Source organism: Amycolatopsis plumensis, from assembly GCF_042652605.1.
GTDB classification, from domain to species: Bacteria; Actinomycetota; Actinomycetes; order Mycobacteriales; family Pseudonocardiaceae; genus Amycolatopsis; species Amycolatopsis plumensis.
In genome coordinates, this window is the sequence record NZ_JBHSJY010000001.1 from 6,086,990 (window position 1) to 6,105,180 (window position 18,191).

20 protein-coding genes are annotated in these 18,191 nt (G+C 71.0%); 14 read left to right on the forward strand and 6 right to left on the reverse strand.

Annotated features, from left to right (window positions below; translation table 11 throughout):
- Nucleotides 1–38: 38 nt before the first annotated feature.
- Entirely contained in the window at nt 39–965 is a 927-nt protein-coding gene (locus tag ACFPLC_RS29745; RefSeq protein WP_378190726.1) for an ABC transporter ATP-binding protein, read from the reverse strand.
- Between the two features lie 6 nt (nt 966–971).
- Nucleotides 972–2,603: a polyprenol phosphomannose-dependent alpha 1,6 mannosyltransferase MptB gene (gene mptB, locus ACFPLC_RS29750; protein ID WP_378190724.1), complete on the reverse strand. Its 1,632-nt coding sequence runs from the start codon at nt 2,601–2,603 to the stop codon at nt 972–974.
- Nucleotides 2,604–2,723: 120 nt separating this feature from the next.
- Between mptB and ACFPLC_RS29755 the strand changes: the two genes are divergently transcribed.
- From ACFPLC_RS29755 to ACFPLC_RS29785, 7 genes are read left to right on the forward strand one after another with little or no spacing between them, the layout of a single operon-like run.
- Nucleotides 2,724–3,542 (forward strand): helix-turn-helix transcriptional regulator, encoded by an 819-nt coding sequence (locus ACFPLC_RS29755; RefSeq protein WP_378190721.1) that lies wholly within the window; start codon nt 2,724–2,726, stop codon nt 3,540–3,542.
- Nucleotides 3,539–4,987 (forward strand): Fe-S cluster assembly protein SufB, encoded by a 1,449-nt coding sequence (gene sufB, locus ACFPLC_RS29760; RefSeq protein ID WP_378190719.1) that lies wholly within the window; start codon nt 3,539–3,541, stop codon nt 4,985–4,987. Before ACFPLC_RS29755 ends, sufB begins: the two co-directional genes overlap by 4 nt.
- Before the next feature lie 2 nt (nt 4,988–4,989).
- Nucleotides 4,990–6,162 carry a Fe-S cluster assembly protein SufD gene (sufD, locus tag ACFPLC_RS29765; protein ID WP_191314210.1) on the forward strand — a complete coding sequence of 391 codons (1,173 nt, stop codon included), beginning with the start codon at nt 4,990–4,992 and terminating at the stop codon, nt 6,160–6,162.
- A gap of 34 nt (nt 6,163–6,196) precedes the next feature.
- A complete protein-coding gene (gene sufC / locus ACFPLC_RS29770; RefSeq protein ID WP_378190717.1) occupies nt 6,197–6,967 on the forward strand; it encodes a Fe-S cluster assembly ATPase SufC in 771 nt (256 codons plus the stop codon).
- 40 nt (nt 6,968–7,007) lie between these two features.
- Entirely contained in the window at nt 7,008–8,297 is a 1,290-nt protein-coding gene (locus ACFPLC_RS29775; protein WP_378190714.1) for a cysteine desulfurase, read from the forward strand.
- Nucleotides 8,294–8,743 carry a Fe-S cluster assembly sulfur transfer protein SufU gene (gene sufU, locus ACFPLC_RS29780; protein WP_191314207.1) on the forward strand — a complete coding sequence of 150 codons (450 nt, stop codon included), beginning with the start codon at nt 8,294–8,296 and terminating at the stop codon, nt 8,741–8,743. The genes ACFPLC_RS29775 and sufU overlap by 4 nt, the downstream gene beginning before the upstream one ends.
- Nucleotides 8,740–9,135 (forward strand): metal-sulfur cluster assembly factor, encoded by a 396-nt coding sequence (locus ACFPLC_RS29785; protein ID WP_360267617.1) that lies wholly within the window; start codon nt 8,740–8,742, stop codon nt 9,133–9,135. Before sufU ends, ACFPLC_RS29785 begins: the two co-directional genes overlap by 4 nt.
- On the opposite strand, the gene ACFPLC_RS29790 is transcribed toward ACFPLC_RS29785, so the two are convergent.
- Nucleotides 9,125–9,922, reverse strand: coding sequence for a DUF4184 family protein (locus ACFPLC_RS29790; protein ID WP_378190709.1), 798 nt, complete (start codon nt 9,920–9,922; stop codon nt 9,125–9,127). The two genes, ACFPLC_RS29785 and ACFPLC_RS29790, sit on opposite strands and share 11 nt — an antisense overlap.
- 18 nt (nt 9,923–9,940) lie before the next feature.
- Between ACFPLC_RS29790 and ACFPLC_RS29795 the strand changes: the two genes are divergently transcribed.
- Nucleotides 9,941–10,273 carry a YnfA family protein gene (locus ACFPLC_RS29795; protein ID WP_378190706.1) on the forward strand — a complete coding sequence of 111 codons (333 nt, stop codon included), beginning with the start codon at nt 9,941–9,943 and terminating at the stop codon, nt 10,271–10,273.
- 20 nt (nt 10,274–10,293) lie between these two features.
- Here ACFPLC_RS29795 and ACFPLC_RS29800 read toward each other — a convergent pair whose 3' ends face one another.
- On the reverse strand, nt 10,294–12,240 hold the full coding sequence (locus ACFPLC_RS29800; protein WP_378190704.1) for an ABC1 kinase family protein: 1,947 nt from the start codon (nt 12,238–12,240) through the stop codon (nt 10,294–10,296).
- Nucleotides 12,241–12,422: 182 nt separating this feature from the next.
- Here ACFPLC_RS29800 and ACFPLC_RS29805 point away from each other — a divergent pair, with 182 nt between their 5' ends.
- A complete protein-coding gene (locus ACFPLC_RS29805; RefSeq protein ID WP_378190702.1) occupies nt 12,423–12,956 on the forward strand; it encodes a snapalysin family zinc-dependent metalloprotease in 534 nt (177 codons plus the stop codon).
- Here ACFPLC_RS29805 and ACFPLC_RS29810 read toward each other — a convergent pair.
- On the reverse strand, nt 12,950–13,867 hold the full coding sequence (locus tag ACFPLC_RS29810; RefSeq protein WP_378190700.1) for a DMT family transporter: 918 nt from the start codon (nt 13,865–13,867) through the stop codon (nt 12,950–12,952). The two genes, ACFPLC_RS29805 and ACFPLC_RS29810, sit on opposite strands and share 7 nt — an antisense overlap.
- 111 nt (nt 13,868–13,978) lie before the next feature.
- Between ACFPLC_RS29810 and ACFPLC_RS29815 the strand changes: the two genes are divergently transcribed.
- The 5 genes from ACFPLC_RS29815 (at nt 13,979) to ACFPLC_RS29835 (ending at nt 17,740) form a co-directional block, all read left to right on the forward strand.
- Entirely contained in the window at nt 13,979–14,443 is a 465-nt protein-coding gene (locus tag ACFPLC_RS29815) for an Lrp/AsnC family transcriptional regulator (RefSeq protein WP_086842407.1), read from the forward strand.
- 57 nt (nt 14,444–14,500) lie between these two features.
- The gene (locus ACFPLC_RS29820; protein WP_378190697.1) at nt 14,501–15,727 is read left to right on the forward strand and encodes a sensor histidine kinase; all 1,227 of its coding nucleotides are present in this window, start codon (nt 14,501–14,503) and stop codon (nt 15,725–15,727) included.
- Nucleotides 15,724–16,377: a response regulator gene (locus ACFPLC_RS29825; protein WP_378190694.1), complete on the forward strand. Its 654-nt coding sequence runs from the start codon at nt 15,724–15,726 to the stop codon at nt 16,375–16,377. The genes ACFPLC_RS29820 and ACFPLC_RS29825 overlap by 4 nt, the downstream gene beginning before the upstream one ends.
- A 19-nt stretch (nt 16,378–16,396) precedes the next feature.
- Nucleotides 16,397–17,101, forward strand: a complete 705-nt coding sequence (locus tag ACFPLC_RS29830) for a class I SAM-dependent methyltransferase (protein ID WP_378190693.1) — start codon at nt 16,397–16,399, stop codon at nt 17,099–17,101.
- A gap of 108 nt (nt 17,102–17,209) precedes the next feature.
- Nucleotides 17,210–17,740: an RICIN domain-containing protein gene (locus tag ACFPLC_RS29835; protein ID WP_378190691.1), complete on the forward strand. Its 531-nt coding sequence runs from the start codon at nt 17,210–17,212 to the stop codon at nt 17,738–17,740.
- 54 nt (nt 17,741–17,794) lie between these two features.
- Here the strand turns inward: ACFPLC_RS29835 and ACFPLC_RS29840 are convergent, their stop codons facing one another.
- On the reverse strand, nt 17,795–18,163 hold the full coding sequence (locus ACFPLC_RS29840; protein ID WP_191314197.1) for a VOC family protein: 369 nt from the start codon (nt 18,161–18,163) through the stop codon (nt 17,795–17,797).
- Nucleotides 18,164–18,191: the final 28 nt, after the last annotated feature.

Below are 18,191 nucleotides of genomic sequence, written 5' to 3' on the forward strand. Positions count from 1 at the left end.
CCGGCCGGGCGCCGGTGTGAAAGTCCCCGGAGCGAAAGTCACGCCCGCAGCTCCCGTCCGGTCAGCTCCAGGAAGACCTCTTCCAGGGTCCGCTTGCCGACCTGCAGTTCCTCCGGCAGCACGCCCTGCTGCGCGCACCACGCCGTCACCGTCGACACCACCTGCGGGTCGACCGAGCCCACCACCGTGTACGTTCCCGGCGCCGACTCGCGCACCGCGTATCCCTCCGGCAGCGCCGCCGTCAGCAACGCCGTGTCGAGGCGCGTGCGGGCCTTGAAGCGCAGCCCCGCGTTGCCGGTCTCGTCCGTCGTCAGTGACTGGGGTGCTCCCGACACCACCACCTTGCCGTGGTCCACGATCACCACCGTGTCGGCCAGCGCCTCGGCCTCCTCCATCAGGTGCGTGGTCAACAGCACCGAGACGCCGTCGCGGCGCAACGCGCCCAGCAGGTCCCAGACCAGGCGCCGGGCCTGCGGGTCCATGCCCGCCGTCGGCTCGTCGAGGAACACCAGCTCCGGCCGCCCGACCAGGGCGCACGCCAGCGAAAGCCGCTGTTGCTGCCCGCCGGAGAGGCGCTTGAACGGCGTCCGGCGCACCGAGGCCAGTCCGAGGACCTCCAGCAGCCACGCCGGGTCCAGCGGGGTCGCCGCGCAGGACGCCACCAGCCGCAGCATCTCGTCGGCCCGCACGCCCGGGTACGCGCCGCCGCCCTGGGGCATGATCCCGATGCGGGGGCGCAGCGCGGCCGACTCGCGGACCGGGTCGAGGCCGAGCACGCGCACCGAGCCCTTGTCAGGGCGAAGGAAGCCTTCGCAGACCTCGACGGTGGTGGTCTTGCCGGCCCCGTTCGGGCCGAGCAGGGCGAGCAGGCTGCCGCGCTCCATGCGCAGGTCGAGGCCGTCGACCGCGCGGGTGGAGCCGTAGCTTTTGACCAGCCCGGTGATCTCGACGGCGGGGACACTCACATCGGGTCACGATACGGCGTCGACGGGCTCGGGCACCGGCGGGGACGGCCTGGCGAGCAACACGGGCGCGAGCCGCCGCACGATCAGCATTCCGCCGCCGCAGACGACGATCGCCGCGACGTAGGCGAACGGCAGCACGTACGGGCGGCCGTCGAAGGTGCTGCCGGTCGGCGGGAGCAGGAACGGCAGGGCCGCGCTGATCACCGTCGCCGCGACGCGGAAGCGGGACGTCCCGGCCGCGGCGGCCAGCGGGATCACCGCCCACAGCACGTACCAGGGCTGCAGGTTGATCTGCAGGATCATCACCGCGCCGAGGGCGACGCCGAGGCCGATGATCGGCCGGTAGCGCCACTTGAAGCTGTCCCAGAGGAACTTGAACGTGATCGCCAGCGCCACGAGGTACCCGAGCACGCCGAGGATCGGCACCAGCGCGTCGGTGTGGTTGCCGAGCCCGAGTGCGATGCCGAGGACGCCGGAGAGGTTGGCCAGCTCGGCGGTGGGAGAGATCCAGGACCGGACCAGGCCGGGCGTGTTGAACGTCGCTCCGACCCAGCCGAAGCCGAGGCCGCTGCCGAAGCAGACGACGACCAGGACCACGCCGAACCACAGCGCCATCGGGGCGCCGGCCACGAACAGGTCCTTGAGCCTGCCGTGCCAGCGCCGCGCCACCATCACGGCGAAGAACGGCAGCGCGAACACCGCGGGCAGCTTCACCGCGACGCCGAGGGTGATGATCGCGACCCCGAGCCCGATGTAGAGCAGCTCGCCGCGGGCCAGCGGGGGCGGGGTGTCGCCCTTGACCCGGATCGGCAGCCGCCGGATGCCCACCTCGAGACCGGCGAGCATCAGGCCGACGGCGAGCGCGTCGTTGTGGGCGCCGGCGACGAAGTGGAAGATCAGCAGCGGGTTGAGCGCGCCGAGCCACAGCGCGGTCGCGGGCTGGACGCCGAAGCGGCGGGCCAGCCGGGGCAGCGCCCAGACGATGAGGACGACCCCGGCGAGCGCGAGCAGCCGCTGCAGCAGCACGCCGACCGCGATGCTGTTCCCGGCCAGGGGCGCCAGCCAGCCGCCCAGGCGCAGCACCAGTGGTCCGTACGGCGCCGGCGTCTCGCGCCACATGTTCGACACGCCCGCGGTGAACAGGTCGGCGACGCCGAGGGCCTGCGCCGGGCCGAGGACGTACGGGTCCATCCCGCGGTGCACGATCTCGCTCTGCGCCAGGTAGCTGTAGACGTCACGGGAGAACAGCGGCGGGATGACCAGCAGCGGCAGCACCCACAGCGCGGTGGTGCGCGCGAGCTGGCCCTGCGACGCCAGCCGCTCGCGGCTGGGCTGGGCGAACCGGCCGAGCATCAGCCAGCTCAGCACCAGGATGCCCATCCCGGAGATGGCGATGGCCAGCGACACGGTCGGGATCCGGGTGAACAGCCGCAGCACCGGGATCTCCTGCACCGGATTGATCACCGGGGCGGCGCCGGCGCCGAGGGAGCCGAGGGCGAGGAACAGCGACCCGACCGTGCCGAAACGGCGGACGACGTTCAGCCCGCGCTGCTCGGCGGCCTCCAGGGGGAGCGGCTCGCGGGGGCGCACGGGGGAGAGCGTCACGGGGTGGGCACTCCCGGTTTCGAGCCGTGCCACTTGCTGCTCCTGTTCACCCACTGCCACGCGTGCAGGGTATCGGTCGCCCGGCGAGTGAGTCGGGTCACTGCCGGACACCCCGCCTTTGCCGATCACCCGGAAATAAGACACACTTGTGTTGTGAAAAAGACGGAGGTGGGTGACCAGGCGGGCGGCGACGTGCCCCGCGCCGCGCACCCGCACGTCCCGTCGCAGGTCAGCGCCGAGGGCAAGACCCGCCACGAGGTCGCCCGGCTGCTGCTGGAACAGGGTCCCATGACCGCCGTCGTGGTCGCCGAGCAGCTCGGGATCAGCCCCACCGCCGTCCGGCGGCACCTGGACGCGCTTCTCGCGGATGGTGAAGCCGAGACGCGGGACGCGCCGCGCCGCGGGCCCCGGGGCCGGGGCCGCCCGGCGAAGCTCTTCCTGCTGACCGAGCCCGGCCGCGCCCGCTTCGGGCACGCCTACGACGACTTGGCCGTCTCCGCGATCCGCTTTCTGGCCGAGCACGCCGGGGAAGACGCCGTGCGCGCCTTCGCCGAGCAGCGCATCGAGAGGCTGGTCGGCCCGCACCGCGCGGCGATCACCGGTCAGGGTGATCCCGCGACGCGCGCGGAGGCCCTCGCGACCGCGCTGAGCAGGGAAGGCTACGCTGCGTCGACCCGAGAGGTCGGCGCGCCCACGGCAGGCCAGAACGTGGGCGCGCAGCTCTGTCAGCACCACTGTCCGGTCGCCCACGTCGCCGCGGAGTTCCCGCAGCTGTGCGAGGCCGAGACGGAGGCGTTCGCGAAGCTGCTGGGCACCCACGTCCAGCGGCTGGCGACCATCGCACGCGGGGACTCCGCGTGCACCACCCACGTACCCGTCACGGCGGGTCAGCCGGCCCATCCCGAGCCGGTGAGAACGGCGTCCCCCGAGGGGCGCACAGCACGGATCCCGAATGGAGGGAAACCCGCATGACTGCCGCTGCCGAGCAGCGCACTCCCACCACCGCGCCACTGAGCCAGGAAGAGACCATCGAGTCCCTTGGCAAGTACGCGTTCGGCTGGGCGGACTCCGACGAGGCGGGCGCCAGCGCCCGTCGCGGCCTGAACGAGGACGTCGTCACCGACATCTCCTCGAAGAAGTCCGAGCCGGAGTGGATGCGCGAAGCGCGACTGAAGGCGCTCAAGCTCTTCGAGAAGAAGCCCATGCCCAACTGGGGGGCCGACCTCTCCGGGATCGACTTCGACAACATCAAGTACTTCGTGCGGTCCACGGAGAAGCAGGCCACCTCCTGGGAGGAACTGCCCGAGGACATCAAGAACACGTACGACAAGCTGGGCATCCCCGAGGCGGAGAAGCAGCGCCTCGTCGCCGGGGTCGCCGCGCAGTACGAGTCCGAGGTCGTCTACCACCAGATCCGCGAGGACCTGGAGCAGCAGGGCGTCCTGTTCCTGGACACCGACTCCGCGCTCAAGGAGCACCCGGAGCTGTTCCAGGAGTACTTCGGCTCGGTCATCCCGGCCGGGGACAACAAGTTCTCCGCGCTGAACACGGCGGTGTGGTCCGGCGGCTCGTTCATCTACGTGCCGAAGGGCGTGCACGTCGAGATCCCGCTGCAGGCCTACTTCCGGATCAACACCGAGAACATGGGCCAGTTCGAGCGCACCCTGATCATCGTCGACGAAGACGCCTACGTGCACTACGTCGAGGGCTGCACGGCGCCGATCTACCAGTCCGACTCGCTGCACTCGGCGGTCGTGGAGATCATCGTCAAGAAGGGTGCCCGCTGCCGTTACACGACCATCCAGAACTGGTCGAACAACGTCTACAACCTGGTCACCAAGCGCGCCAAGTGCGAAGAGGGCGCGACCATGGAATGGATCGACGGCAACATCGGTTCCAAGGTGACGATGAAGTACCCGTCGGTGTTCCTCATGGGCGAGCACGCCAAGGGCGAGGTCCTGTCGGTCGCGTTCGCGGGCGAGGGCCAGCACCAGGACGCGGGCGCCAAGATGGAGCACCTCGCGCCGTACACGTCCTCGACCATCGTGTCGAAGTCGGTGGCGCGCGGCGGCGGCCGGACGTCCTACCGCGGCCTGGTCAAGGTCGCGAAGCGGGCGCACCACTCGCGCTCCAGCGTGGTCTGCGACGCGCTGCTGGTGGACACCATCTCGCGTTCGGACACGTACCCGTACGTGGACATCCGCAACGACGAGGTGTCCATGGGCCACGAGGCCACGGTGTCCAAGGTCAGCGAGGACCAGCTGTTCTACCTGATGTCGCGCGGCCTCGACGAGGCCGAGGCGATGGCGATGATCGTGCGCGGCTTCGTCGAGCCGATCGCCCGTGAGCTGCCGATGGAGTACGCGCTCGAGCTGAACCGCCTGATCGAGCTCCAGATGGAAGGGTCCGTCGGCTAGTCATGTCGGTTACCGAGAACAACGTTTCCGAAGCCCTTCGCGAGGGGGCCGTCATCCCGGCGGCCTCCCGCGCGGAGCGGTTCACTTCTTACGACGTCGAGGCCTTCGAGGTCCCGGGCGGCCGTGAGGAGAACTGGCGCTTCACGCCGATGAAGCGCCTCCGCGGCCTGCACGACGGCAGCGCGCAGGCCACCGGCGAGGTCACCGTGGACGTCGAGGCCGCGCCCGAGCTGGGCGTCGTGACCGTCGGCCGCGACGACCCGCGGCTGGGCCAGGCCGGCGTCCCGAGCGACCGGATCGCCGCGCAGGCGTACTCCGCGTTCACCAAGGCCACCGTCGTGACGGTGCCGAAGGAGACGCAGGCGTCGAAGCCGTCCGTGCTGCGCATCCACGGCCCCGGCGAGGGCCAGGTCGCCTACGGGCACCTGCAGGTCCGCGCCGAGGCGTTCGCCGAAGCCGTCATCGTGCTCGACCACGTCGGCTCCGGCACCTACGCCGACAACGTCGAGTTCGTCATCGGCGACGGCGCCAAGGTCACCGTGGTCAGCGTCCAGGACTGGGCCGACGACGCGGTGCACGTCTCCGAGCAGCACCTCAAGCTCGGCCGCGACGCGACGCTCAAGCACATCGTCATCACCCTGGGCGGTGACCTGGTCCGCGTCTCGCCGACGGCGACGTTCGCGGACAAGGGCGGCGACGTCGAGATGCTCGGCCTCTACTTCGCCGACGCCGGCCAGCACCAGGAGCACCGGCTCTTCGTCGACCACGCGGTCCCGAACTGCAAGTCGAACGTGATGTACAAGGGCGCCCTGCAGGGCGAAGGCGCGCACACCGTGTGGATCGGCGACGTCCTGATCCGCGCGGCGGCCGAGGCCACCGACACCTACGAGCTCAACCGCAACCTGGTCCTCACGCCGGGGGCGCGCGCGGACTCGGTGCCGAACCTCGAGATCGAGACCGGCGAGATCGAAGGCGCCGGCCACGCGAGCGCGACGGGAAGGTTCGACGACGAGCAGTTGTTCTACCTGCAGTCGCGCGGGATCGCCGAAGAAGCCGCGCGGCGCCTGGTCGTGCGCGGGTTCTTCCACGAGATCCTGGTCAAGATCGACGTCCCCGAGGTGCGCGAGCGCCTCGAAGCGGCGATCGAAGCCGAGCTCGAAGCCGTTGGCGCCTGACGCCGTCCACTTGAGACTTTAGGAAAACGAAGAAATGGCAACCCTGGAAATCAAGGACCTGCACGCCTCGGTGACCACCGAGGAAGGCGCCAAGGAGATCCTCAAGGGCGTCAACCTGACGATCAAGTCGGGTGAGACGCACGCGATCATGGGCCCCAACGGCTCCGGCAAGTCCACCCTGTCCTACGCCATCGCCGGCCACCCCAAGTACCAGGTGACCTCCGGCGAGGTGCTGCTCGACGGCGAGAACGTCCTCGAGATGAGCGTCGACGAGCGCGCGCGGGCCGGCCTGTTCCTGGCCATGCAGTACCCGGTCGAGGTGCCCGGCGTGTCGATGTCCAACTTCCTCCGCACCGCGGCCACCGCGGTCCGTGGCGAGGCCCCCAAGCTGCGCCACTGGGTCAAGGAGGTCAAGGAGGAGATGGGCAAGCTCGAGATCTCGCAGGAGTTCGCCGAGCGCTCGGTCAACGAGGGCTTCTCCGGCGGCGAGAAGAAGCGTCACGAGATCCTGCAGCTGGCGCTGCTCAAGCCGAAGTTCGCCATCCTCGACGAGACCGACTCCGGCCTCGACGTCGACGCGCTGCGGATCGTCTCCGAGGGCGTCAACCAGTACAAGGCTTCGAGCGAGGTCGGCGTCATGCTGATCACGCACTACACCCGGATCCTGCGGCACATCACGCCGGACTTCGTGCACGTCTTCGCCGGCGGCAAGATCGTCGAGTCGGGCGGCAAGGAGCTCGCCGACGAGCTGGAGGAGAACGGGTACGTCAAGTACACCGGCAAGACCGAGCCCGCCGCGGTCTGACTTTCGCCAGTACACACCGAGAATGAGAGGAGTCGGCCCGATGACCACCACCTCGGCCCGCTCTTTGCCACTGGACGTGGCGGCCCTGAAGGCCGACTTCCCCATCCTGTCGCGCACGGTTCGCGACGGGAAACCCTTGGTGTACCTGGACTCGGGGGCGACGTCGCAACGTCCCACCGCGGTGTTCGAGGCCGAACGCGAGTACGTCTTCACCTCGAACGCCGCCGTGCACCGCGGTGCGCACCAGCTGTCGGAAGAAGCGACCGACGCCTACGAGTCCGCCCGGGCGAAGATCGCCGAGTTCGTCGGCGCCGACCCCGAAGAGCTGGTGTTCACCAAGAACGCCACCGAAGGCATCAACCTCGTCGCGTACTCGATGAGCAACGCCGCCACCGCCGGCCCCGAGGCCGCGCGGTTCGTGGTCGGCCCGGGTGACGAGGTCGTCGTCACCGAGATGGAGCACCACGCGAACCTCGTGCCGTGGCAGCAGCTGTGCCAGCGCACCGGGGCGACGCTGAAGTGGTTCAAGGTCACCGGAAACGGCCGCCTCGACCTGTCCGATGTGGACGAGCTGATCACCGAGCGCACGAAGGTGGTCGCGTTCGCGCACCAGTCGAACGTGCTCGGCACGGTCAACCCGGTCTCGCTGCTGGTCGAGAAGGCCCAGTCCGTCGGCGCGCTCACCGTGCTCGACGCCTGCCAGTCGGTGCCCCACTTCGCCGTGGACTTCCACGCCCTCGGCGTCGACTTCGCGGTGTTCTCCGGGCACAAGATGCTCGGCCCGTCCGGCATCGGCGTCCTCTACGGCCGCACCGAGCTGCTCGAAGCGATGCCGCCGTTCCTGACCGGCGGCTCAATGATCGAGATGGTCCGGATGGAGGGCTCGACCTTCGCGCCGCCGCCGCAGCGGTTCGAGGCCGGCGTGCCGATGACGTCGCAGGCCATCGGCCTCGGCGCGGCCGTCGACTACCTCACGGCGATCGGCATGGACCGCGTCGCGGCGCACGAGAAGGACCTCGCCGCGGCGGCCCTCGAAGGCATCGGCGCGATCCCGGGTGTCCGGATCATCGGCCCGACGGACCTCGAGGACCGCGGCGCGACCGTGTCGTTCGTGATCGACGGCGTGCACCCGCACGACGCCGGCCAGGTGCTCGACAGCCTCGGCATCGCCGTCCGCGTCGGCCACCACTGCGCGTGGCCGCTGCACCGGGCGTGCAACGCGCAGGCGACCGTGCGCGCCTCGTTCTACCTCTACAACGACCTGTCCGAGGTGGACGCCCTGGTGGCCGGGGTCCGCGAGGCGCAGAAGTTCTTCGGGGTGGGGCAGTGAACCTGGAGAGCATGTACCAGGAGATCATCCTGGACCACTACAAGCACCCGCACGGGCGCGGCCTGCGCGACCCGTTCGACGCCGAGTCGTTCCAGGTCAACCCGACCTGCGGCGACGAGGTGACGCTGCGGGTGAAGCTCGACGACGGGAAGGTCACCGACGTTTCCTACGACGGCCAGGGCTGCTCGATCAGCCAGGCCTCGACGTCGGTCTTGACGGATCTCGTCGTCGGCCACACGCTTGAGGAGGCGTTCACCACCATGGACGCCTTCGTGGAACTGATGCAGGGCAAAGGAAAGGTCGAGCCGGACGAGGACGTGCTGGAGGACGGGGTCGCCTTCGCGGGCGTCGCCAAGTACCCGGCCCGCGTGAAGTGCGCCCTCCTCGGCTGGATGGCTTTCAAGGACGCCGTCGCCCGGACGAGCAGTGGAGCTGAACAGGCATGACCGAAGAAACCGCCACTCGTGAGGGGCGCACCGCCGCCGACCTCGACGCCGAGACCACGGCGACGCAGGACCTCGAGCTCGCCAAGCTCGAGGACGTCGAGGAAGCCATGCGCGACGTCGTCGACCCGGAACTCGGCATCAACGTCGTCGACCTGGGCCTGGTCTACGACATCCGCGTCGAGCCGGACAACACGGCGACCATCGACATGACGCTGACGTCCGCGGCCTGCCCGCTGACCGACGTCATCGAGGACCAGACGTCGGCGGCGCTGACCTCCGGCGGCCTGGTCAAGGACTTCCGGATCAACTGGGTCTGGATGCCGCCGTGGGGCCCGGAGAAGATCACCGAGGACGGCCGCGAGCAGCTGCGCGCCCTCGGCTTCACGGTCTGAGTTCTTTCGCGTCGAACGGGTCACCCTCCGGGGTGGCCCGTTTCGCGTATAACGCCCTATACCGTGCGTGCCAGGCCAGCGCGTAGAGGCCGAGGGCGACCGCGAACCCGCTGCCGGCGCCGGTGACGAGCAGGTAGGTCGCGTTGCCGAAGACGCCCGCCGGGGTCATCGGGTCGTGGGCGGCGAGGAACGGCACCACCTGCGCCGCGGCGCCGATGAGCGTGCCGAGGGCCAGGAACGCGGCCACGGTCTTCCGGCGGTGCAGGCCCGGCGGCGCCGGCGTGACGGGCGCGCCGCGGTACCAGCGCCACAGCCACCAGGCGAGCACGGCGGCCCCGGCGAGGGTGCTGACCAGCTGGATCAGCCGCCCGACGTCGACACCGGTGACGAGCGGAATCCGCAGGAAGGCCGGGCCGCCGCTTTCGTGGGTGAAGGCGTCCCACCCGACGTGCGTGGCGGCGCCGAGCACGAGCGACAGCGCGATCCACCCCGGCCGCTTCCAGCTGAAGGGCCGACGGGGGAGCCGTTCGGCCAGGCGCTGCGGGGCCAGCGCCGTGAGCGGCCGCTTCAGCAGCACGTGGAAGACGGCGAGCAGGGCCAGCGCGAGGAGCGGGTCGAGCCAGAGGACGGCCGTGAATTCGTGGGTCCGCGAGAGACCGAGCCCTTCCGGCGCGGGCACGAACCAGAAGAGGTCCGGCGCGACCGACCCGGCGACGAGCGCCGACGGCACCAAGGGGTGCCTCGCCAGCGGCAGTACGGCGGCGGGATGACTCAGCGTGAACGGCACGGCGGTTAGTATCCCGGAGTGGTCCTGCGGTCGATCCTCCTGTTCCTGGCCGCGGCGGTGTGCGAAATCGGCGGCGCCTGGCTGATCTGGCAGGGCATCCGCGAACACCGAGGCCTGCTGTGGATCGGCGGCGGCGTGGTGGTGCTGGGCGTGTACGGCTTCGTCGCGACCCTCCAGCCGGACGCCCACTTCGGCCGCATTCTCGCCGCGTACGGCGGGGTGTTCGTGGCGGGGTCGCTGGCCTGGGGCGTGGTCGCGGACGGCTACCGCCCCGATCGGTACGACGTGCTCGGGGCGCTGCTGTGCTTGGCGGGGGTCGCGGTGATCATGTACGCGCCGCGGACGGGGTAACGCCGTTCGACGACACCGCGTCATCGGGCTGATCGTGACGCTCGTCCGGATCGCCGGAAGACGACGAACAGCAGCCGCAATCCCACCAGGGCGCTGATCACCAGCAGGTTGTAGCCGAAGACCTGGTGCAGCGTCAGGTCCGCGGCGATGCGCGGCCCGCCCGAACCCGTCAGCAGGAACACCGCCATCAGCCCGGTCGCCGCGCCGACGAAGGCCAGCAGGGCCTCGTGGACCAGGCCGGTGACGACGTCGCGGTCGCGCTCGTCGGAGAACAGCCGCACGTTCACCGACAGCCTGCCCTCCTCCAGTGCCGCGCCGATCCGGTCGATGCGGCGGGGGATGCGGCGCAGCACCGGCAGCAGCGCCGTCAGCTCGCCGAGCGCCGTGCGGCCCAGGGGGCCCGGCCGCAGCCCGGCGCCGACCTGCTCGGCGGCGAACGCGCGGGACTCGGCGACGACGTCGAAGCCGGGGTCCAGCGCGGCCAGGGTGCCCTCGACCGTGGCCAGCGCGCGGAACACCGCGGCCACCGGCGGCGGCACGCTGAGCCGGAAGTCCGCGACCACGCGGAACAGGCCGGTGAACAGGTCGAGGTCCGGGGTGCGGCCGGGGCCGAAGTGCCGGGCGACCAGGGCGCCGAGGGCGCGTTCGAGGCGCTGCTCGTCGATCTCGCCGGTGCGGTCGACGACTTCGAGGAGCCCGTCGCGCAGGCCGGCCGGGTCGCCGCGGTCCAGGGCGAGCAGCAGGTTCTGCAAGCCGCCCCGCAGGCCGGTGTCGAGCCGGCCGACCGAGCCGAAGTCGAGCAGGCCCAGCCGGCCGTCGCGCAGCAGCATGAGGTTGCCGGGGTGCGGGTCGGCGTGGAAGACGCCGCCGATCATCACCTGGTCGAGCAGGCAGCGCAGGAGCGAGCGGGCCAGCCGCTTGCGCTCGGCCGGCGGCAGCGTGTCCTTCGCCGTGGCGAGCGGTTTGCCGTCCAGGCGGGACATGACCAGCACGCGGCCGGTGGAGAGTCCCTTGTGGACCCTCGGCAGCCCGACGTCCGGGGAGCCGGCGGCGGCGACGGCGGCGATGTTGCGGGCTTCGATGGTGAAGTCGAGTTCCTCGGCCAGGGCGGCGGCGAACCCGTCGGCCAGTTCCGCGACGCCGAGCGAGCGCGCCCAGTCCGCGCGGTCCTCCAGCGCCGCGGCGACGCGCCGGACGATGGCGATGTCGCGTTCGGCCTGCTCCCGCACGCCCGGCCGCTGGACCTTCACGACGACGTCTTCGCCGCTGCGCAGCTTCGCGCGGTAGACCTGCGCGACCGACGCGGCGGCCAGCGGCTCGGGGTCGAATTCGGCGAAGACGTCGTCGGGGGAGCCGCCGAGTTCGTCGGCGAGCAGGGCCCACACCGCGTCGGCGCGGGCGGGGGCGACCTGGTCCTGCAGCCGGCCGAGTTCGTCGGCGAACACCGGCGGCAGCAGGTCCGCGCGGGTGGACAGCAGCTGGCCGAGCTTCACGAACGTCACGCCGCCCTCTTCCAGCGCGCGGCGCAGGGAGCGCGCGAGCTTGGCGTGCCGCCCCGGCGCGAGGCCGGGTTCGCGGCGGCCGGTCAGGTAGCGGCCGAGGCCGTGCTTGACCGCGATCCGGCTGATCTGCGCGTACCGGCGGGTCCGGGAGAGCCGTCCCCGCAGCCGGCCGAGCCCGAAGCCGTGGGGCAGCGCCATTTCGGCGACGAACAGGAAGATGAGCGTCGCGAGGAAAGCGCTGCCCGCCAACGGGATCAGCAGGCCGAGGGCCGCGCCGCCGTGGTGCAGCAGCGAACCGGGGAACGCCTGCGCGATGCCGCCGGCGACGAGCCAGCCGAAGGCGGCGGCGCACAGGGCGCGCACGGCGCCGATCCGGACGCCGAGCACGCGCCGGGCCGCGGCGACGAGCGGCCACAGCAGGAGCACGTACAGGGGGAGGGTCAGCAGGCCCAGCAGGATGTCCATCGGTTCCCTTTCGCCGACGCCGAGCAGACCACGGCGGCACGCGCCGGCGGCTCACGCGGCGGCGGGAGGCGGCTCCCTCCCGTGGGGGAACGACTTTCGGCCGTGGCCCCGGCGGTGGTGGGCTTCTAACCTGATCGCGCGAACGACGGTGAAGTGCTCGCTGAACCGGACGAAGGAGACACATGAACGGACGCGTGATGGGCCGGGTGGTCGCGTTGGCCATCGCGGCCCCGCTGGGCCTGGGCCTGGCCACCGCCCCGGCCGCCTCGGCGGCCGCGGTCACGACGCTGTACTACAGCTCCTCGGGCGCCCCGGACTACCTGGCCCAGATCGACCAGGGCGCGGCCAACTGGAACGCCGCCGTCACGGACGTGAAGCTGGTCAAGCGGAACACGAGCGCCACGATCGTGTTCCACGAGGTGCACAGCGGCGGTTCGTACACGAACACGAACGGCCACGGGCGCGGGCAGATCTACCTCGACACGAGCCAGGTGGCGGAGGGGTACGACCCGACCCGCATCGCGGCGCACGAGCTGGGCCACAACCTGGGGCTGCCGGACCACTACAGCGGGCCGTGCACCGAGCTGATGTCCGGCCACGGCCCGGGAACGGCGTGCAAGAACGCCAAGCCGTCCGCGGCCGAGGCGGCGAAGGTGCAGTCGCTGTGGGTGAACGGGCTGGCGGCCGCGACGGAGGAGCTCCGCACGGCTCACTGAGCGGTTCCGCGGTGGCCTCCGGTGCCGCGCCGGAGGCCACCTTCGGTCTTTCTGCGGTGCAATCCCAGCATCACCCCGGCGATGACCACCGCTCCGCCGAGCACCTGCACCAGCGTGAGCCGTTCCCCGGCCAGCACGACGGCCCAGCCGAGTCCGGCCACCGGGACGATGTTCAGCAGGTTCACCGCGGCACTGGCGTCCAGCCGCCGCAGTCCGTGGTTGTACAGCAAGAAGGCCGCCACCGAACAGGCTCCCGCCAGAAAGCCGATCCGCAGCCAGTCCGTCCCGCCGGGCGCGCTCCACCGGTCCACTTCGGACAACGACAGCAGCGCGAACCCGCCCGCGCCGGCGAGGGTCTGGTAGTAGGTCGCCACGATCGGCGACGCGCCCGAACCGTCCCGCCGCGCCAGGACGTTGTACCCGGCCCACGCCACTCCGCCCGCGATCAGGAAGACGTCACCCCACAGCGAGTGCGCGCCGTTCGCCCGGACCACCAGCGAGACTCCCGCGATCGCCACCAGCATTCCCGTCAGCCGCAGCGGGGAGAACTCACCGCGGCCGGACAAAGCCATGGTCAACACCGGGTACGCAGCCACGATCAGCGTCGCGTCCGAAGCCGACGCCAGGTCGACGCCCACGTTCTCCAGCGCGAAGTACGCCGTGATCCCCAGCAGGCCCGCCGAGCCGATGAACAACCGCTCCCGCGACGAAGGCAGGCGACGGCGGTCCGGTCCCGTGTGCACCAGCACCCCGAGGATCGCCGCCGCCGGCAGGAACCGCAGCGCGCCCAGGGTCATCGGCGGGATCCGGTCGAGCGCCACCTTGGTGACCGCGAACGAACTGCTCCAGATCAGCGCCGCTCCCAGGACGGAGGCCACGGACAGGCGGACGGGCCGTGAATCGGTGATCATGCGCGTCAAGGTAGAGAACAACCGGCGCTGCCCCGGCTCACACCGTGCTAGATTCGGCGGAACCGGCAAAATGGCGAATAGTACGAGTCACCGAAGCGGAGTCCGGGCCCGATGGACGAACTTGACACGGCCCTGCTGACCCTCCTCCAGGAGGATGCCAAGCAGACGAACAAGGAACTCGCCCGCCGCCTGCACATCGCGCAGTCGACCTGCCTCGAACGGGTGCGGGACCTGACCCGGCGGGGGATCGTGCGCGGGCACACCGTCGACGTCGACCTGAAGAAGATCGGCCGGCCCGTGCAGGCGATGGTCGCCGTGCGGTTGCGGCCGCCCGACCGGGCCGTCATCGAGTCGTTCCGGGCCTTCGTCACCGGCCTGCCCGAGGTGCTCTCCGTCTTCGTCATGTCCGGCAGCGACGACTTCCTGCTGCACATCGCCGTCGCCGACAACGACCAGCTGAGCGGGTTCGTCCTCGACCGGCTGACCCAGCGCCGGGAGATCGTCGACGTCCGGACGTCGGTCATCTTCAACCACTTCCGCCGCACGGTGGTCACGCCGGCCGAGAGCGACGGGTGAGGCGGGTCCACCGCGAGAGGGAGGCGCGGCGAGGCACCGGGCTGCGAAGATCGGCCGGTGCGCATCCTCCGGCCGTTGACGAGCAAGGCGACCTACCGCCGCTGGGTCTACCTCGTCCTCGGCGGCGCCATCAGCGTGCCCTACCTGCTGTTCGCCGCGGTCGCCGTGCCGGCGCTGCTGCCGTTCGTCACGACGCTGGAGCAGGCCACCGTCGTCGGCGGCCTGCTCACCCTGGCCGTCCTGGGCGGGACGGCGTTCCTGCCCGCCGTGCACGTCCTCGAGTCGACCGCGGTCCGCGAGCTGCTCGACGACCCGGTGCCGGACGCGCCCGCGAAACCGCACACCCGCCCAGGCCGGCGGCGTGCGGCCGTGATGTTCGTGCTGCACGTCGGCGCCGGGTTCGTCGTCAGCTGCTTCAGCCTCGCCGCGCCGGTCGCGGTCGGGCTGTCGATCAGTGCCGTCTTCACCGGGCGGCTCTTCCAAACCGACGAGGGGGCCGCCGTCACCGTGCCGACGGGCTGGGCCTCGGTGTGGCTGCCGGTGGTCTTCGGAGCCGGCGTGGTGCTGCTGGTCTACGCCGTCGGCGCGGTGGGCGGGCTGCTGCGCCGGGCCGCGACCGGGCTGCTCGGCACGACCGCCGCCGACCGGATCGCCCGGCTCGAACGGCGGACCGAGCAGCTCGCCGAACGCAACCGCCTGGCCAGGGACCTGCACGACTCGGTCGGGCACGCGCTCAGCGTCGTCACCCTGCAGGCCGGCGCCGCCCGGCGGACGCTGCGCACCGACCCGGACTTCACCGAACGCGCGCTCGGCGCCATCGAGGAGTCCGCCCGCACCGCGCTCGACGACCTCGACCACGTCCTCGGCCTGCTGCGGGAGGAAGCGCCGGGCCGGACACCGCAGCCGACGCTGACCGCACTGCCGTCACTCGTCGCAACGACCCGGCTCGCGGGCACCGACGTGACGGCCGACCTCGGCGGCGACCTGGCCGCGGTGCCGCCGGTGGTGTCGCGCGAGGTGTACCGGATCCTGCAGGAATGCCTGACCAACGCGGTCCGGCACGCCGGTAGGGTCCCGGTGACGGTGGTCGTCGCGGTCGCGGCGCACGAGCTCCGCGCGCGGGTCGCCAACCCGCTGGGGAGCGGGACGCACCGGTCCGGCGGTGGCCGGGGGCTGCGGGGGATGGCCGAGCGGATGGCGGTGCTGGGCGGGGAGCTGTCGGCGGGGCCGGTGGACGGGCAGTGGGAGGTCGTGGTGCGGGTGCCGTGGGGGAGTGGGCGATGAGCGTCGGCGTGCTGCTGGTGGACGACGAACCACTGATCCGGGCCGGGCTGAAGGCGATCGTCGACAGCGAACCCGGGCTCGCCGTGCTCGGCGAGGCCGCCGACGGTGCCGAAGTGCCCGGGCTGGTCGCCCGGCTGCGGCCCGACGTCGTGCTCATGGACGTGCGGATGCCCGCCGTCGACGGGATCCGGGCCACCACGCACCTGATGTCCATTGTGGACGAGCCGCCGAAGGTCATCGTGGTGACCACCTTCGAGAACGACGACTACGTCTACGACGCGCTCCTCGCCGGGGCCAGCGGGTTCCTGCTCAAGCGGGCCCGGCCGGAGGAGATCGTCGCGGCGATCCGGACCGTCGTGGCCGGGGATTCGCTGCTGTTCCCGGCGGCGATCCGGCGGCTGGCCGCCCAGCACGCGCCCGCCCCGGCCGGCGACGGCCTGGCCAACGCCGGGTTGACTGAACGCGAGCGCGAGGTGCTGCGGCTGATGGCCGGTGGACTGTCCAATGTGGAGATCGCAGGGGAGCTGTACCTGGGCGTCCAGACGGTGAAGACCCACGTGGGCAACGTGCTCGCGAAACTCGGCGCGCGCGACCGCACCCAGGCGGTGATCCGGGCGTACGAATCGGGCTTCGTGGCACCGTCGCGCTGACTCGGGCACCATGGGCCGGGTGACTGCCGCATACGACGACTTCGCCGGCGCCTACACGGCGGAGAACGAAACCAGCCTGATGAACGCCTACTACGAGCGGCCCGCGACCCTCGCGCTCGTCGGTGACGCGGCCGGACGCCGGATCCTCGACGCCGGCTGCGGGTCCGGTCCGCTGTTCGCGGCGCTGCGGGACAAGGGCGCCGTCGTCAGCGGGTTCGACCAGAGCGCCGCCATGGTGGCGCACGCGAAAGCGCGGCTCGGCGCCGACGCCGACCTGCGGGTCGCCGACCTGACCGACCCGCTGCCGTACCCCGACGCCGAGTTCGACGACGTCGTGGCGTCCCTGGTGCTGCACTACCTGCGCGACTGGGACCCGGTGCTCGCCGAGTTCCGGCGCGTGCTCAAGCCCGGCGGCCGTCTCATCGCCTCGGTCAACCACCCGATGATGATCAACCTGACGCACCGCCACGAAGGTCCCCGGCCGGACTACTTCGAGCAGTACACCTGGACCGACGAGTTCGAGCTCCACGGCGAAAAAGCGCGGATGACGTTCTGGAACAAGCCGCTGCACGCGATGACCGACGCCTTCACCGCGGCCGGCTTCCGGATCGCCGTCGTCAGCGAACCGCACCCGGTCCCGGAGGCCCAGGAGCTGTTCCCCGGCGACTTCGAAATCCTCGACACCTTCCCGAGCTTCCTGTTCTTCGTCCTGGAAGCAGGGTAGGCCGCGCAGCGTTTCCCGGAACACCTTGCCGGGTTCACCGCGTAGCGGCGGCGTCCGCGGATGTGTACGCTGCAGGGGCATTGATCAAAGAGCATCCGGGGGGTTGCCGTGTTCTTGCTGCGTCGTGCTCTCGTCGCCCTCGCGACACTCGTCCTCACACTCGGTCTCGCGCCCGCCGTCCAGGCGAAGACCGGCGACGTGAACATCCTGGCGTCCATCAGGATCATCAACCTCTACACCGGCCGCTGCCTCGCGATCCAGGGGTCCAACAACGTCAACGGCTCACCGGCGTTCCAGTACGATTGCATCGACAGCGCGGCGGACCAGCACTGGAACGTCGAGTACATCACCCCGGGGCGCAGCCGGATCCGCAACGCGTACACCGGCAGGTGTCTCGCGCTCCAGGGCGCGAACAACGTCAACGGCGCACCCGCCTTCCAGTACGACTGCGCCGGCTACGAGGACCAGAACTGGAACATCTTCGACGAGGACAGCGGCGGCCGGTACGTCAAGATCCAGAACTCCTACACCCAGCGTTGCCTCGTCATCCGGGGTGCCGACAACTACAACGGCTCACGGGCGTTCCAGTTCGACTGCCTGAACTACGCGGACCAGAAGTGGGTGTTCCAGACGGTCTGAGCAGGCCGTTCCCCACTCGATCTCGCGTGGGCCGGCAGGCGAGCGAACGGCCGCTCAGTCGAGGCAGAACTCGTTGCCCTCGATGTCCTGCATGTTCTGGCACGACTCGTTTTCCTCGTCGGCGAGCAGCAGCTGCCCGCGGACCGCGCCGAGCTTCTCCAGCCGCGCGCACTCGGCCTCGAGAGCGGCCAGCCGCTCTTCGCCGACGAGCCCGGTGCCGACCCGGACGTCGAGGTGCACCCGGTTCTTGACGACCTTGCCTTCGGGGACGCGCTGGAAGTACAGCCGCGGGCCCACGCCCGCCGGGTCGACGCAGGCGGTGTCCCCCTGCAGCTCGTACCCCAGCACCTCGCACCAGAACCGGGCGACCCGCTCGGGATCCGCGCAGTCGAAGGTGACCTGGACCTGCCTGACCGACGTCATGCCGCCCAGCCTAGGTGCCGGGGGCAAC